Here is a 14,076-nt window from a genome sequence, read left to right as displayed (position 1 = left end):
TCGACTGCGATTGGGATATGGTGTAATTGGCAACACGACTGGTTCTGGTCCAGTTATTCTAGGTTCGAGTCCTAGTATCCCAGCTGACAACCGGCAAGATCGCGGCCGCGAGGCCGCGATTTTGTGCGAGACGGGAGCTTCGGCTAACGTTCCGCGAGTTGTCAGGGAGATGCCGCGAGGCAGATCCCAGCAGCACCGCAAGGCCCCCGTTGTGTAGCGGCCTAGCACGCCGCCCTCTCACGGCGGTAGCGCCGGTTCGAATCCGGTCGGGGGTACAAGCAGACGAAGGCCCGGCTCCTCGGAGCCGGGCCTTCGTCGTTCCCGGACGGGTCCGTCCGAGGTGCCCTCAGGCGCAGAGCCCCGCGGCCGCGGCCTCCTCGGCGTCCTGCTCCGAGCCCCCGCCGCCGTCGACCGGGTCGGCTGCGGAGATGGCGCCCCCGCGGAACTCGCGGCCCAGCGACTCGTCGGCCTTGATCCGCTTCCACAGCGCGTCGGCCTCCGCGGTCCAGACCAGACGGTTGGGATCGGGCTCGTAGGCCTCGAACGGCACGCTGATGAAGCGGATCTTGGTCAGGCCGGTGTCGCGGAACTGGCGGGCCAGCTGGGTCAGGTCGCGCAGGCTGTCGATCTGGTCGTCGACCTCGATGGAGTCGGTGGCGGCCTTGAGGAACTGGTAGACCCGGTCGACGCGGGTGAGGGTGCCGGCGGAGAAGACCTTGTTGACCATGGAGGCGATGAAGGCCTGCTGGCGCTTCATCCGGCCGATGTCGCCGGTCGACGACAGCACTGTGCGCTCACGCACGTAGTTGAGGGCCTGCTGGCCCTCGAGCTCCTGGACGCCGGCGTCGAAGTAGATGTCGTGCTCGGGGTCGTCGACGTCCTTCGGGATGCAGACCTCCACCCCGTCGACCGCGTCGACCATGTCCTTGAAGCCGTTGAAGTCGAGGACCACGAAGTGGTCGATGTAGATGCCCGTGAGCTGCTCGACGGTCTGCACGGTGCACAGCGGGCCGCCCACGGCGAAGGCGGTGTTGAACATCGCCGCCTCGGCGCCGGGGATCTCCTCGCCGTCGACGCGGCACGCGGGGCGGTCCACGATCGCGTCGCGGGGCAGGCTCACGCCGTAGGCCTCCTGGCGGTCGGCCGAGACGTGCACCAGGATCGTGGTGTCGGCGCGCTGGCCGCCGCCGGTGAGCCCGTCGATGTCGTTGCCCTCGCCGTCGCGGTTGTCGGAGCCCATCACCAGGATGTTGAGCGGCTCCAGCGGGGCGTCGTCGGCGACGTCCTCCTTCTCCACGACGTGGGGGATGGCGCTGCCGGCGGCGATGTTGTCGTCGAGGCGCTGGTAGGCCAGGGTCACCGCGGCGGCGGTGAGCAGGGCCAGGCACAGCTGGGTGGTCAGCACGACCCGCAGGACCGTGCGCCGGTGGCGACGCGCCATCGTGCGGTGGCCCCCTCCAGCGGCTGCGGCGCCGGTGCGGGTGCGGCGCGGGCGGCGACGCCGCCCGCGACGCGGCGCCGTCTGCGAGGGCGCCTCGGCCGCGGGGTCGGAGCCCGCGGGCGGTGTCGTGTCGTGATTCACCCCACCATCGTCGCAGGCCCCTGCACGGGAGGGCTCCCGCCGTGTCCGATTCCCGCCGGTCCGGCCACCGGGCATCGGCCATGATGGGCACGTGACCCCGCCCAGCGACCTCGACCCGGCGTCCTGCTACGGCGCGGTGAAGTCACGCGACCGCCGCTTCGACGGGATGTTCTGGACCGCGGTGCGCACCACCGGCATCTACTGCCGTCCCTCCTGCCCGGCCCGCACCCCGGCGCCCGGCAACGTCACCTTCCACCGCAGCGCGGCCTCGGCCCAGGCCGCCGGCTACCGCGCCTGCAAGCGGTGCCTGCCCGACGCCGTGCCGGGCAGCCCGCAGTGGGACGTCGCCGCCGACGTCGCCGGGCGGGCCATGCGGCTGATCTCCGACGGCGTCGTCGACAGGGAGGGCGTCGAGGGTCTCGCCGCCAGCCTGGGCTACACCCCGCGCCACCTGACCCGTCTGCTCACCGCCGAGCTCGGCGCCGGCCCGCTGGCCCTCGCCCGGGCACGACGGGCGCAGACCGCGCGGGTGCTGGTGGAGACCACCGACCTCGGGCTGGCCGACGTCGCCTTCGCCGCCGGCTTCTCCAGCGTGCGGCAGTTTAACGACACGGTGCGCGCGGTCTACGCCGCGACCCCGTCGCAGCTGCGCGGTGCGGGCCGACGTGCCGGCGGCGCGGGCGGCGCGGGCCGTGCGGGAGACGTGGGCGGGGCTGGCGGCGTGGAGAGCGGGGACCCGTCCGGCTCGCATGGCGTGGACGACCCGGTGGCCCTCGCGGTCGTCGGGCTGCGGCTCGCCGTACGCACGCCCTTCGCGGGCCAGGCGCTGCTGGCCTTCCTGGCCTACCACCTCGTGCCGGGCGTCGAGGTCTCCGGGCCGGGGTGGTACGCCCGCACGCTCGACCTGCCCCACGGGCACGGCACGCTGCGCCTCGACCTCGACCCGGCCCTCGACGCCGCGCCGGCGGGGGAGACCGTGCTCGTGCCGGTGACCCTCGCCCTCAGCGACCTGCGCGACACGACCGCCGCCCTCGAGCGGGCCCGCCGGCTCGTCGACGCCGACTGCGACCCGCTGCCGGTCGCCGAGCACCTGGCCGGGGACCCCGTGCTGGGCCCCCTGGTGCGGGCCACGCCGGGTCTGCGGGTGCCCGGGCAGGTGGACGGCCCGGAGACCGCGATCCGCACCGTGATCGGCCAGCAGGTCAGCGTGACCGGCGCGCGCACCGTCACCGGCCGCGTCGTGGCCGAGCACGGACGCGTCGTGCGCACCTCGACCCCGGGGCTGACCCACCTCTTCCCCAGCTCTGCGGCGCTCGCCGCCGCCGACCCCGAGACGCTACCGATGCCGCGCGCCCGCGGCCGGGCCCTCGTCGCCCTCGCCGGCGCCCTGGCCTCGGGCCACCTCGCGCTCGACCGCGGCACGGCGCGGGCCGAGGTCTGGAAGGCGATGGTGGCGCTGCCCGGCATCGGTCCCTGGACCGCCGACTACGTCGCCATGCGCGCCCTGGGCGACCCCGACGTCTTCCTGCCCACCGACCTCGGCGTCCGCAACGCGCTGCGGCGTCTGGGCCACGACCCGGTCGCCACGATCGAGGCGGCCGACCGGTGGCGGCCCTGGCGCTCCTACGCGCTGATGTACCTGTGGGACACCCTCATGCCGCCGGCCGCGCCCGCCCCTCCGGCGGACGCCCGGGCCGGAGCCGTCACCACGGGCGCCACGAGCCCGGCCGTGAGCCCGGCCGTGAGCCCCGCCGTGAGCCCCGCTAGAAGCACCACCCTGAGCGACACCACGACCACCGAGGAGCCCTGAGATGTGGACCGAGACCGACACCCCGGTCGGGCCGCTGCGCCTGGTCGAGACCGACGGCGCGCTGAGCGCGATCGAGTTCGCCCCGTGGAGCGACGCCCTCGGCCACGACCGCGGGGAGCGCGACGACGACCACCCGGTCCTCGCCGCGACCGTCGCGCAGCTCTCGGCGTACTTCGCCGGCCGGCTGACCGCCTTCGACCTCCCGCTCGCCCCGGTGGGCAGCGACTTCCAGCAGCGGGTGTGGGCCGCGCTGCGCGAGATCGGCTTCGGCGAGACCGCGTCGTACGGTCAGGTCGCCCACCGGCTGGGCATGACCAACGCCGCCTCGCGCGCCGTCGGACTGGCCAACGGGCGCAACCCGATCCCGATCGTCATCCCGTGCCACCGCGTGATCGGCGCCGACGGCAGCCTCACCGGCTACGCCGGCGGCCTCGAGCGCAAGCAGCTCCTCCTGGGCCTCGAGCGGCCCGGCCTGTTCTGAGCCGCTCGCGCCCGACCCGCACGCCCCACCCGCCACACCGGTCGGCCCGGACCCGCACTTGTCGGCCCACGCGCGGGCCGACAGGTGCGGGTTTCGCCAGCCGGCCGGTGACACCCGCGAGCGGCGCGGGGAGCGGCGCGGCACGCCCCGCAGACCCCATGCGTCACACCGGTCGGCCCGGACCCGCACTTGTCGGCCCACGTGCGGGCCGACAGGTGCGGGTCTCGCCAGCCGGCTGGTGAAACCCGCAGCAGGTCAGGCCGACTCGGCCGCAGCCCGCCGCAGCGACTCGGAGAGCCGCTCGGCGGCGGCGAGGACGGCGGGGGCGTGCATGCGGCCGGGCTGGCGGGAGAGCCGCTCGAGGGGGCCGGAGACGGAGACGGCGGCGATGATCTTGCCGCTGGGGGAGCGCACGGGCGCGGAGACCGAGGCGACGCCCTGCTCGCGCTCGCCGACCGACTGGGCCCAGCCGCGGCGCCGGATGCCGGAGAGGGCGGCGGCGGAGTAGGCGGCGTTCTGCAGGCCGCGGTGCATCCGCTCGGGGTCCTCCCAGGCCAGCAGCACCTGGGCGGCCGAGCCGGCGCGCATCGTGAGCTGCGAGCCGACGGGGATGGTGTCGCGCAGGCCGGAGGGACGCTCGGCGGCGGCCACGCACACGCGGTGCTCGCCCTGGCGGCGCCACAGCTGGGCCGACTCCCCGGTGATGTCGCGCAGCCGCGCGAGCACGGGGCCCGCGGTGGCCAGCAGGCGGTCCTCGCCGGCGGCGGCCGAGAGCTCGGCCAGACGCGGTCCCAGCACGAAGCGGCCCTGCATGTCGCGGGCCACCAGCCGGTGGTGCTCGAGGGCCACGGCGAGGCGGTGCGCCGTGGGCCGCGCGAGTCCTGTGGCCGTGACGAGGCCGGCCAGGGTGGCCGGCCCGGCCTCGAGAGCGGTCAGGACGATGGCGGCCTTGTCGAGCACGCCCACTCCGCTGGTGTCCATATGGCAATACTCGCGTCTCAGATCATGGGATGCAACCTCCCGGCGCCAAGTCGGCGCTGTGACCTGGCCGACACCGTGGACGGGCGTGCCGCGCCCCAGCGGACCCGACGCCGCCTGCGTCTCGCATGCCAAGACCCGAGTCTCACACAATGGGACGCGCGTCGTACGCTGGACCTCCCGCCGGCGACGCCTGTCGCCGTGCCGCACCGCACTGCAGTCGTCACGAGGGAGTGAGCCATGGGTGCCACCCGCACCGCCAGGACGTTGGCCGAGAAGGTCTGGGACGAGCACGTCGTCCGCTCGACCGAGGGGGAGCCCGACCTCCTCTTCATCGACCTCCACCTCATCCACGAGGTGACCTCCCCGCAGGCCTTCGACGGGCTCCGCCTCGCCGGCCGCCAGGTCCGTCGCCCCGACCTGACCCTGGCCACCGAGGACCACAACGTCCCGACCGTCGACTGGGACAAGCCGATCGCCGACCCGGTCTCCAAGACCCAGGTCGACACGCTGCGCCGCAACGCCGAGGAGTTCGGGGTGCGGCTGCACCCCCTCGGCGACGTCGAGCAGGGCATCGTGCACGTCGTGGGCCCGCAGCTGGGCCTGACCCAGCCCGGCATGACCATCGTGTGCGGCGACTCCCACACCAGCACCCACGGCGCCTTCGGGGCGATCGCCTTCGGCATCGGCACCTCGGAGGTCGAGCACGTGCTGGCCACCCAGACGCTCATGCAGGCCAAGCCCAAGACCATGGCGGTCACGATCAGCGGCAGCCTCCCCGCGGGCGTCACCGCCAAGGACATGGTGCTGACCCTCATCGCGCACACCGGCACCGGCGGCGGCCAGGGCTACATCGTGGAGTACCGCGGCCAGGCCATCGAGGAGCTCTCGATGGAGGGCCGGATGACGGTGTGCAACATGAGCATCGAGTGGGGCGCCAAGGCCGGTCTCATCGCCCCCGACCAGACCACGTTCGACTACATCGAGGGCCGTCCCGAGGCGCCGAAGGGCGAGGACTGGGACGCCGCGGTCGCCCACTGGAAGACCCTCGTCACCGACGACGACGCGGAGTACGACAAGGAGATCGTCCTCGACGCCGCGGAGATGACGCCCTTCGTCACCTGGGGCACCAACCCCGGCCAGGGCGTCCCGCTCGGCTCGGCGGTGCCCGACCCGGCGTCCTACGACGACGAGTCCGACCGCGTCGCGGCCCAGAAGGCCCTGGAGTACATGGGCCTCGAGGCCGGCACCCCGATGCGCGAGGTCAAGGTCGACACCGTCTTCGTCGGCTCCTGCACCAACGGGCGCATCGAGGACCTGCGCCTGGCCGCCGAGATCATCAAGGGCCGCACGGTCGACCCCGACACCCGGCTGCTGGTCGTGCCGGGCTCGGTGCGGGTGCGCCTGCAGGCCGAGCAGGAGGGCCTCGACGTCGTCTTCAAGGACGCCGGCGCCGAGTGGCGCGGCGCAGGCTGCTCGATGTGCCTGGGCATGAACCCCGACACCCTGCAGCCCGGCGAGCGCAGCGCGTCGACCTCCAACCGCAACTTCGAGGGCCGGCAGGGCAAGGGTGGGCGCACCCACCTGGTGTCGGTGCCCGTCGCCGCCGCGACCGCGGTGCGCGGCACCCTGTCCTCGCCCGCCGACCTCGCCTGACGCCGACCTCGCCCGACCTGAAAGGCCTCCGATGGACAAGTTCACCCAGCACACCGGCGTCGGCGTGCCGCTGCGCCGCAGCAACGTCGACACCGACCAGATCATCCCCGCGGTCTACCTCAAGCGCGTGACGCGCTCGGGCTTCGAGGACGGGCTGTTCTCCGCGTGGCGCAACGACCCCGACTTCGTGCTCAACGACCCGGCCTACGCCGGTTGCTCGGTGCTCGTCGCCGGCCCCGACTTCGGCACCGGCTCCTCGCGCGAGCACGCCGTGTGGGCGCTGCAGAACTACGGCTTCAAGGCCGTGGTCTCCTCCCGCTTCGCCGACATCTTCCGCGGCAACTCCGGCAAGGCGGGCCTGCTGGCCGCGCAGGTCGACGAGAAGGTCGTCCAGAAGCTCTGGGACCTGCTCGAGGCCCAGCCCGGCGCCACCGTCACCGTCGACCTCGAGTCGCGCACCGTGCGCGCCGGTGAGGGTCCCGACGCGATCGAGGACTCCTTCGACATCGACGACTACACCCGCTGGCGCCTGCTCGAGGGCCTCGACGACATCGGCATCACCCTCGGGCACGCCGACGACATCACGGCCTACGAGCAGACCCGCCCCCGCTGGAAGCCCGCCACCCTCCACGCCTGAGCCCGACCGGGCACCACCGCCGCGACCCCGTCCGCACCCGCGGGCGGGGTCGCGCGCGTCAGGGGCGTACGGCGACCTGCGCGCACCAGGTCTCGAAGCCGATCCGGCGGGCCGTCGCCAGCGAGGCGGCGTTGTCGTCGCGGCTGCGCCACCGGGCGTGGCCGTGGTGGCGCACCGCCCATGACGCCGCGTGGCGCCCGACCCGCTCGGCGAGACCGCGCCCGCGGTGCGCCGGCGCCACCAGCACGCCGACGTCGAGCGGGGCGCCGTCCACCGGCCGGAGGTTGGCCGCCGCGACGACCCGGCCGTCGACGACGAGACCCCACGCCAGGGCGGGGCGGTCGGCCCAGCCCGACTCCTCCCACTCGGCGGCCGGCACCGTGGTGCGCAGCTGCTCGCGCTGCGCGGCGTCCAGCACCACGACCCCGTCCCCAGCCCCGTCCCCAGCCGCGTCCCCAGCCGCGTCCGCCGGTCCGTCGCCGACCCGCCCGCCCCGGGCGAGGGGGTCGGCGTCGAGGTAGGTGTGGGTCGCGGGCCCCACCAGCCGCAGACCACGCTCGTCGGCGAAGCGGCGCCAGAAGGCGACGTCCTGCAGGTCGGGGATCTCGCAGCCGGCGAGCATGCCGGCGTCGACCGCCGGGGCGTCGACGGGGGAGGAGACGTGGACGCCCTCGCCGCGCCAGGCGACGTACCAGCCCGGGTAGTCGCCGAGCCGGCGGTGGGTGCGCACCGTGAGGTCGCACCACAGGTCCTCCTCGTCGACGCCGAAGACGCGGGCGTAGGAGCGGTCGACGGCGGCGGCGGTGGCGGGGTGCACCCGTCTCACCCTAGGCAGCGGTCACTCACCCCAGTGAGCGGGACCATTCGTCCGGGTCGCGACACACCATGGAAGGGAGACAGACGTCACCCACGAAAGGCACACGTCGTGACCACGATCCCCAGCAACGGCATCACCCTCGAGTACTCCGACACCGGCGGCACCGGCCGCCCGGTCGTCCTCATCCACGGGTGGCCCCTCAGCGGCGCCTCGTGGTCGGAGCAGGTGCCCGCGCTCACCGACGCCGGCTACCGCGTCGTCACCTACGACCGGCGCGGCTTCGGCGACTCCGACAAGCCCGGCGAGGGCTACGACTACGACACCTTCGCCGCCGACCTCAAGGGTCTGCTCGACGGTCTCGACCTCTCCGACGTCACCCTCGTCGGCTTCTCGATGGGCGGCGGCGAGATCGCCCGCTACCTCGGCACCTACGGCGACGAGCGCGTCCACTCGGCCGTCTTCGCCGCCGCGGTCCCGCCCTACCTGCTCAAGACCGACGACAACCCCGACGGCGGCCTGCCCGAGGAGGCCGTGCAGGAGATGCAGCAGGGGGCCCGCGACGACCGCGAGAACTTCCTCGACGGCTTCACCACCGACTTCTTCTCCGTCGACGGCACCCTCAAGGTGACCGAGGAGCAGCGCCAGGAGGCGCTCGCCCTCGAGACCAAGGCCGAGGACAAGGCGCTGGTCGACTGCATCGGCGCCTTCGGTCGCACCGACTTCCGCGCCGACCTGGCCAAGGTGAAGGTGCCGACCCTGGTCATCCACGGCTCCGGTGACGCCACGGTGCCCTTCGAGGTCTCCGGCAAGCGCACCGCCGAGGCCGTCGACGGCGCCGAGCTGGTCGTCGTCGACGACGCCCCGCACGGCTTCAACGTCAGCCACGCCGCCGAGTTCAACAAGGCCGTGCTGGACTTCCTGGCCCGCTGAGCCTGCGCGCACCACGACGGCCCTCCCGCAGCCGCGGGAGGGCCGTCGTCGCGTGCGCCGACGGCGGCCGCGCGGCTCAGCCGGCGGCGAGGCCCCACCGGTGGGCCGCGACCGAGGTCGCCGGGCCCACGCCGAGGCCGAGCGCGACGGCGAGGTCGTCGAGGTCGTCGACGTCGCGGCGCAGGGTGACCAGGTCGCCGCGCACCTCCAGCGCGCCCGCCGCGAGGTGGGCCTCGCGCGACCCCTCGCCGTAGGACGGGGCGAAGTCGGCGTGGGGTGCGGTGTAGAGCGTGGTGCCGACGCCGTCGGCGTCGGCCACGAACGACGCCCCGCCGGGCACGAGCGCCCCCAGGGCGGCGTCGAGGTCGCCGGGGCGCAGGGCGGGCAGGTCGGCGCACAGCGCCACGGGCTCGAGGTCGGGCCAGCGACGTCGCGCCTCGGCCGCCGTCAGGCGCAGCGTGGCGTTGAGGTCGCTGGTGGTGCCGTCGGGGATCGCCTCGCAGCCCAGCCGCGCCAACGCGTGGGAGAGCCGGACGTCGTCGGTGGCCACGAGCACCCTCGCGACCCGCGCCGCCGCCACGCACGCGCGTGCGGTGTCGAGCGCGAAGGCCTCCGCCAGCTCGCGGCGGCCCTCGTCGCTGACGCCGAGCAGGCGCGACTTGCCCACGGCCGGGGGCTTCACGGGCAGCAGGACGGCGTGGACCGCAGGAGGGACGGACATCGCCCCCATCCTCCCAGCAGCCCTGGCGCGTCCGGGGCCCACCTGCGGTGTGGCCGAGGTCACCGGCGAGTAATGTGCGCCTGTGAGTGTCGTCCGCAAGCACGCCCGTCCGCCGGGGGGAACCTGGAGGTTCGCGGTGGCCGTCGTGAAGCCGGCCCTGCTCGCCACGACCCGCCGCGACTGGCGCGGCGGTGAGCGGATCCCCGCCGAGGGCGGCTGCCTGCTGGTGCTCAACCACATCTCCCACGTCGACCCGCTGACCGCGGCCCACCTGGTGCACGACCACGGCCGGGTCCCGCGCTACCTCGCCAAGTCGGGCCTGTTCCGCGTCCGCTTCGTGGGTCGGATCATGCGGGCCACGGGCCAGATCCCCGTCGAGCGGCTCAGCCGGGAGGCCGTCGGCGCCTACGCCGCGGCCGTGCGCGCGGTCGAGCAGGGCGAGGTCGTGGTCGTCTACCCCGAGGGCACGATCACCCGCGATCCCGGGCTGTGGCCGATGACCGGCAAGACCGGCGCGGCCCGGATCGCGCTGGCCACCGGGTGCCCGGTCGTGCCCGTGGGCCAGTGGGGGGCCCAGGAGATCCTGGCGCCCTACTCCCACCGGCCCCACCTCGTGCCGCGCAAGCGGGTCACGATGCTCGTGGGGGAGCCGGTCGACCTCGCCGACCTCGTCGCCCAGGGCGCGACCCCCGAGGCCGTCGCCCGCGCGACCGAGCGGATCATGGACGCCCTCACCCACCTCGTGGAGGAGGTCCGCGGCGAGCGGGCCCCCGACGTACGGTTCGACCTGCGCCGCGCCCGCGCGGACCACCCCCACCGGAAGGACTCCGCATGACCCTCGGCTCCAGCTCCGGCAAGGTCGCCGTGCTCGGCGCCGGCTCGTGGGGCACGTCGTTCTCCATCGTCCTCGCCGACGCCGGCAACGACGTGACGGTGTGGGCGCGTCGCGAGGAGGTCGCGGAGTCGATCAACGAGAGCCGGGAGAACGTCGACTACCTCCCCGGTGTGGAGCTGCCCGCGGGCATCGGCGCGACCCACGACGTCGAGAAGGCGCTGCACGGCGCCGACGTGGTCGTGCTGGCCACGCCCTCGCAGACCCTCCGGGCCAACCTCGCGACCTGGGCGCCCTACGTCGAGGACGACGCGGTGCTGGTGTCGCTGATGAAGGGCGTCGAGCTCGGCACCCTCAACCGGATGAGCGAGGTGATCGCGCAGGAGACCGGCGCCGGCCCCGAGCGGATCGCGGTGATCAGCGGGCCCAACCTGGCCAAGGAGATCGCGCGGCGCGAGCCGGCCGCCTCGGTGGTGGCCTGCGTCGACGAGTCGGTGGCCAAGCGGCTGCAGCAGCGCTGCCACTCACCGGCCTTCCGCCCCTACACCTCGGTCGACGTCGTCGGCTGCGAGCTGGGCGGGGCCTACAAGAACGTGATCGGCCTGGCCGTCGGGATGGCGGTCGGCCTGGGCTTCGGCGACAACACCACGGCCTCCCTCATCACCCGCGGGCTGGCCGAGACCGCGCGCCTGGCCACGCGCCTCGGTGCCAACCCGCTCACGCTCATGGGGCTGGCCGGCCTCGGCGACCTCGTCGCCACCTGCTCCTCGCCGCTCTCGCGCAACCGCACCTTCGGGGAGAAGCTCGGCCAGGGCATGACGGTGGAGGAGATCTACGCCTCGACCCGCCAGGTCGCCGAGGGCGCGAAGTCCTGCTCCTCGCTGCGCGCGCTGGCGGCCAGCCACGGCGTCGACGCCCCGATCGCCGAGCACGTCGACGACGTCGTGGCCGGCCGGCTGACCACGCAGGAGATGATGAACTCCTTCATCGCCCGCGACACCAAGGCCGAGACCGACTGACCCGCCCGGCGCGGGCGCTCCTGGCCCGGTCCCCGGCCCTGGCCTGGTCTCAGCCCAGGTCGTCCAGGGCCCGGCGCAGGTCGGCCCAGAGGTCCTCGACGTCCTCGATGCCCACGGAGAGCCGCACCAGGGCGTCGGGCACGCTGGCGGGCTCCGACTTCCAGCGACGACGGCGCTCGAAGGTCGACTCCACCCCGCCGAGGCTGGTGGTGTGCACCCACAGCGAGGTCTTGCGGGTCAGCAGGTCGGCGGCGAGGGCACCCTGGGCGAGCACGATGGACACGATCCCGCCGAAGCCGGGGTAGCGCACCTCGCCGACCGCGGGGTGCTCCCGCAGCCGTCGCGCCAGCTCCCCGGCGTTGGCCTGGGCCCGCTCCACGCGCAGGTGGAGGGTGCGCAGGCCGCGCAGGGCGAGGTAGGCCTCGAGGGTGCCGGGCACGGCGCCGAGCAGGTTGCGGCGGCCCTTGAGCACGCCGAGGAGCTCGTCGTCGGCGGTGACGATCGCTCCCATGAGCGCGTCGCTGTGCCCGGCGAGGTACTTGGTCGCCGAGTGGACCACCAGGTCGGCGCCCAGGCGCAGCGGCTGCTGCAGCAAGGGGGTGGCGAAGGTGTTGTCGACGACGACGTAGGCGCCGGCCTCGTGGGCCGCGGCGGCGATCGTCTCGATGTCGGCGACCTCGAGGGAGGGGTTGGTCGGCGACTCCAGCCACACCAGTGCCGCGTCGTCGCAGGCGGCCACGCAGGCCGCGGTGTCGGTGACGTCGACCAGGTCGGTGACCACGCGCCCGCGTGCCTCGAGGTCGGCCAGCTGGAGGATCGTGCCGTTGTAGGCGGTGCGGGGGGCCACGACCTTCGCGCCCTGCCCGACCAGGTCGAGCACGGTGGCGACGGCGGCCAGGCCCGAGGAGAACGACAGCGCCCGGCCGCCCTCGAGCGCGCCCAGGGCCTCCTCGAAGGCCTGCCAGGTCGGGTTGCCCCAGCGGCCGTACTCCCGGTCCCCGCCGGCGACGAAGGTCGATGCCATCGTGATCGGGGTGTTGAGCGGCTGGTCGGCCTCCCGCGGCGGGCGACCGGCCGTCACGGCGACGGTGGAGGGGCGGAGCTCGGCGGGCTGGGGGTGGTCGGCCATGACGTCCAGACTAGGGTCACGCGACATGACGTCGAAGGTCGGGACCGCGCCCGGAGCAGCCCTGTGATCGCCCTGTCGCTGGCCGAGGTGGCCGCGGTGGTCGGCGGGGAGGTCGTGCTCCCCGCCGGCGCCGGCGGCACGACCGGCGCCGAGCCGGGGGCGGTGGCCGGGGCGGGGACCACCGTGACCGGCCCCGTGGTCATCGACGGTCGCGAGGCCGGCCCGGGCAGCCTCTTCGTCGCCTTCGTGGGCGAGCGCTCCGACGGTCACGACCACGCCGCGCAGGCCGGCGAGGCCGGCGCGGTGGCGGTGCTGGGCAGCCGTCCGACGCCGCTGCCGACCGTGGTCGTGCCCGATGCGCGCGAGGCGCTGCAGCGCCTCGCCTCCCACGTCGTGGAGCAGGTCCGCCGCGCGGGCGGTCTCACCGTCGTCGGCATCACCGGCTCGCAGGGCAAGACCTCGACCAAGGACCTGCTCGGCGCCGTGCTGGCCCACGCCGCCCCGACGGTGGCCACGCGCGGGTCGTTCAACAACGAGCTGGGCATGCCGCTGACCGCGCTGCGCGTCGAGCCCGGCACCCGCTACCTGGTGCTCGAGCTCGGCGCCCGCGGGCGCGGCCACATCGCCGAGCTCACCGCCCTGGTGCGCCCCGACGTCGCCGTCGTGCTCAACGTCGGCCAGGCCCACCTCGGCGAGTTCGGCTCGCGCGAGGCCATCGCCGAGGCCAAGGGCGAGCTGGTCGAGGCCCTCACCGCCGAGGGCACCGCCGTGCTCAACGCCGACGACCACCGCGTCGCCGCGATGGCCTCCCGCACACGGGGCGCGGTGGTGAGCTTCGGCGAGGCCGAGGGCGCCGACGTACGGGTCGGGGGGCTGCGGCTCGACCGGCTCGGCCGGCCCTCCTTCACCCTCGCCACCGCGCAGGGCGACGTGCCCGTCACGCTGCGGCTCGTCGGCGCCCACCAGGCGCTCAACGCCGCCGCCGCGGCCGCGGCCGCGCTCGTGGCCGGCGTCACCCCCGCCCAGGTCGGCGAGGCCCTCGACGCCGTCGAGACCCTCTCGCAGTGGCGCATGGAGCTCACCGAGCGCGCCGACGGCGTCGTGGTGCTCAACGACTCCTACAACGCCAACCCCGAGTCGATGCGGGCCGCCGTCGACGCCCTGGTCTCCCTCGGTGCCGACCCCGCCGTGCGGCGCACCGTCGCGGTGCTGGGGGAGATGCGCGAGCTGGGGGAGGCCGCGCCCGAGGAGCACCGCGCCGTCGGCTCCTACGCCGCGCAGCGCGGCGTCGACGTCGTGGTCGTGGTGGGTGACTCCGCCGAGGGGATCGCCGACGGCGCCGGGCAGCGTGCGGTCCTGCTGCCCGACAACGCCGCGGCCGTCACGTGGCTGCGCGAGCACGTCGCCGAAGGTGACGCCGTTCTCCTCAAGGCCTCCCGCGGGGCGCGCCTCGACGAGGTGGCCGCGAGCCTTCAGTAGGGTCG

13 protein-coding genes and 2 tRNA genes are annotated in these 14,076 nt (G+C 74.6%); 10 read left to right on the top strand and 5 right to left on the bottom strand.

The window, feature by feature from the left end:
* Nucleotides 1-11: 11 nt before the first annotated feature.
* Nucleotides 12-83, top strand: a tRNA-Gln gene (locus tag IR170_RS14275).
* Nucleotides 84-202: 119 nt separating this feature from the next.
* Nucleotides 203-275: transfer RNA gene (locus IR170_RS14270), tRNA-Glu, on the top strand.
* Between the two features lie 71 nt (nucleotides 276-346).
* Here the strand turns inward: IR170_RS14270 and IR170_RS14265 are convergent.
* Nucleotides 347-1,582, bottom strand: a complete 1,236-nt coding sequence (locus IR170_RS14265) for an LCP family protein (RefSeq protein WP_193665056.1) — start codon at nucleotides 1,580-1,582, stop codon at nucleotides 347-349.
* 91 nt (nucleotides 1,583-1,673) lie between these two features.
* Here IR170_RS14265 and IR170_RS14260 point away from each other — a divergent pair, with 91 nt between their 5' ends.
* Both IR170_RS14260 and IR170_RS14255 read left to right on the top strand, forming a co-directional pair.
* On the top strand, nucleotides 1,674-3,392 hold the full coding sequence (locus IR170_RS14260) for an AlkA N-terminal domain-containing protein (RefSeq protein WP_319805092.1): 1,719 nt from the start codon (nucleotides 1,674-1,676) through the stop codon (nucleotides 3,390-3,392).
* 1 nt (nucleotide 3,393) lies between these two features.
* On the top strand, nucleotides 3,394-3,873 hold the full coding sequence (locus IR170_RS14255) for a methylated-DNA--[protein]-cysteine S-methyltransferase (protein ID WP_193665055.1): 480 nt from the start codon (nucleotides 3,394-3,396) through the stop codon (nucleotides 3,871-3,873).
* Between the two features lie 255 nt (nucleotides 3,874-4,128).
* Here the strand turns inward: IR170_RS14255 and IR170_RS14250 are convergent, their stop codons facing one another.
* Nucleotides 4,129-4,854: an IclR family transcriptional regulator gene (locus tag IR170_RS14250; protein ID WP_056862335.1), complete on the bottom strand. Its 726-nt coding sequence runs from the start codon at nucleotides 4,852-4,854 to the stop codon at nucleotides 4,129-4,131.
* 237 nt (nucleotides 4,855-5,091) lie between these two features.
* Here IR170_RS14250 and leuC point away from each other — a divergent pair, with 237 nt between their 5' ends.
* Nucleotides 5,092-6,507: a 3-isopropylmalate dehydratase large subunit gene (gene leuC / locus IR170_RS14245; RefSeq protein WP_193665053.1), complete on the top strand. Its 1,416-nt coding sequence runs from the start codon at nucleotides 5,092-5,094 to the stop codon at nucleotides 6,505-6,507.
* Nucleotides 6,508-6,538: 31 nt separating this feature from the next.
* The gene (gene leuD, locus IR170_RS14240) at nucleotides 6,539-7,144 is read left to right on the top strand and encodes a 3-isopropylmalate dehydratase small subunit (protein ID WP_056862337.1); all 606 of its coding nucleotides are present in this window, start codon (nucleotides 6,539-6,541) and stop codon (nucleotides 7,142-7,144) included.
* A 58-nt stretch (nucleotides 7,145-7,202) separates the two neighbouring features.
* On the opposite strand, the gene IR170_RS14235 is transcribed toward leuD, so the two are convergent.
* Nucleotides 7,203-7,961, bottom strand: a complete 759-nt coding sequence (locus IR170_RS14235; protein WP_193665051.1) for a GNAT family N-acetyltransferase — start codon at nucleotides 7,959-7,961, stop codon at nucleotides 7,203-7,205.
* A 108-nt stretch (nucleotides 7,962-8,069) separates the two neighbouring features.
* On the opposite strand from IR170_RS14235, the gene IR170_RS14230 reads away from it, so the two are divergent.
* Nucleotides 8,070-8,891 carry an alpha/beta fold hydrolase gene (locus tag IR170_RS14230; protein ID WP_308196084.1) on the top strand — a complete coding sequence of 274 codons (822 nt, stop codon included), beginning with the start codon at nucleotides 8,070-8,072 and terminating at the stop codon, nucleotides 8,889-8,891.
* Between the two features lie 76 nt (nucleotides 8,892-8,967).
* Here the strand turns inward: IR170_RS14230 and cofC are convergent, their stop codons facing one another.
* A complete protein-coding gene (gene cofC, locus IR170_RS14225) occupies nucleotides 8,968-9,612 on the bottom strand; it encodes a 2-phospho-L-lactate guanylyltransferase (protein WP_193665049.1) in 645 nt (214 codons plus the stop codon).
* A gap of 136 nt (nucleotides 9,613-9,748) precedes the next feature.
* Between cofC and IR170_RS14220 the strand changes: the two genes are divergently transcribed.
* Nucleotides 9,749-10,447 carry a lysophospholipid acyltransferase family protein gene (locus IR170_RS14220; RefSeq protein WP_319805091.1) on the top strand — a complete coding sequence of 233 codons (699 nt, stop codon included), beginning with the start codon at nucleotides 9,749-9,751 and terminating at the stop codon, nucleotides 10,445-10,447.
* Nucleotides 10,444-11,463 (top strand): NAD(P)H-dependent glycerol-3-phosphate dehydrogenase, encoded by a 1,020-nt coding sequence (locus IR170_RS14215; protein ID WP_193665045.1) that lies wholly within the window; start codon nucleotides 10,444-10,446, stop codon nucleotides 11,461-11,463. The genes IR170_RS14220 and IR170_RS14215 overlap by 4 nt, the downstream gene beginning before the upstream one ends.
* Nucleotides 11,464-11,512: 49 nt before the next feature.
* Here the strand turns inward: IR170_RS14215 and IR170_RS14210 are convergent, their stop codons facing one another.
* A complete protein-coding gene (locus IR170_RS14210; RefSeq protein ID WP_193665044.1) occupies nucleotides 11,513-12,592 on the bottom strand; it encodes a trans-sulfuration enzyme family protein in 1,080 nt (359 codons plus the stop codon).
* 63 nt (nucleotides 12,593-12,655) lie between these two features.
* On the opposite strand from IR170_RS14210, the gene IR170_RS14205 reads away from it, so the two are divergent.
* On the top strand, nucleotides 12,656-14,071 hold the full coding sequence (locus tag IR170_RS14205) for a UDP-N-acetylmuramoyl-tripeptide--D-alanyl-D-alanine ligase (protein WP_193665042.1): 1,416 nt from the start codon (nucleotides 12,656-12,658) through the stop codon (nucleotides 14,069-14,071).
* The last annotated feature ends 5 nt before the right edge of the window (nucleotides 14,072-14,076 follow it).

The organism is Nocardioides kribbensis (assembly GCF_015070375.1).
GTDB lineage: Bacteria > Actinomycetota > Actinomycetes > Propionibacteriales > Nocardioidaceae > Nocardioides > Nocardioides kribbensis.
The sequence above is the reverse complement of the archived record's forward strand: the minus strand, read 5'-3'. Positions and strand labels throughout refer to the sequence as shown.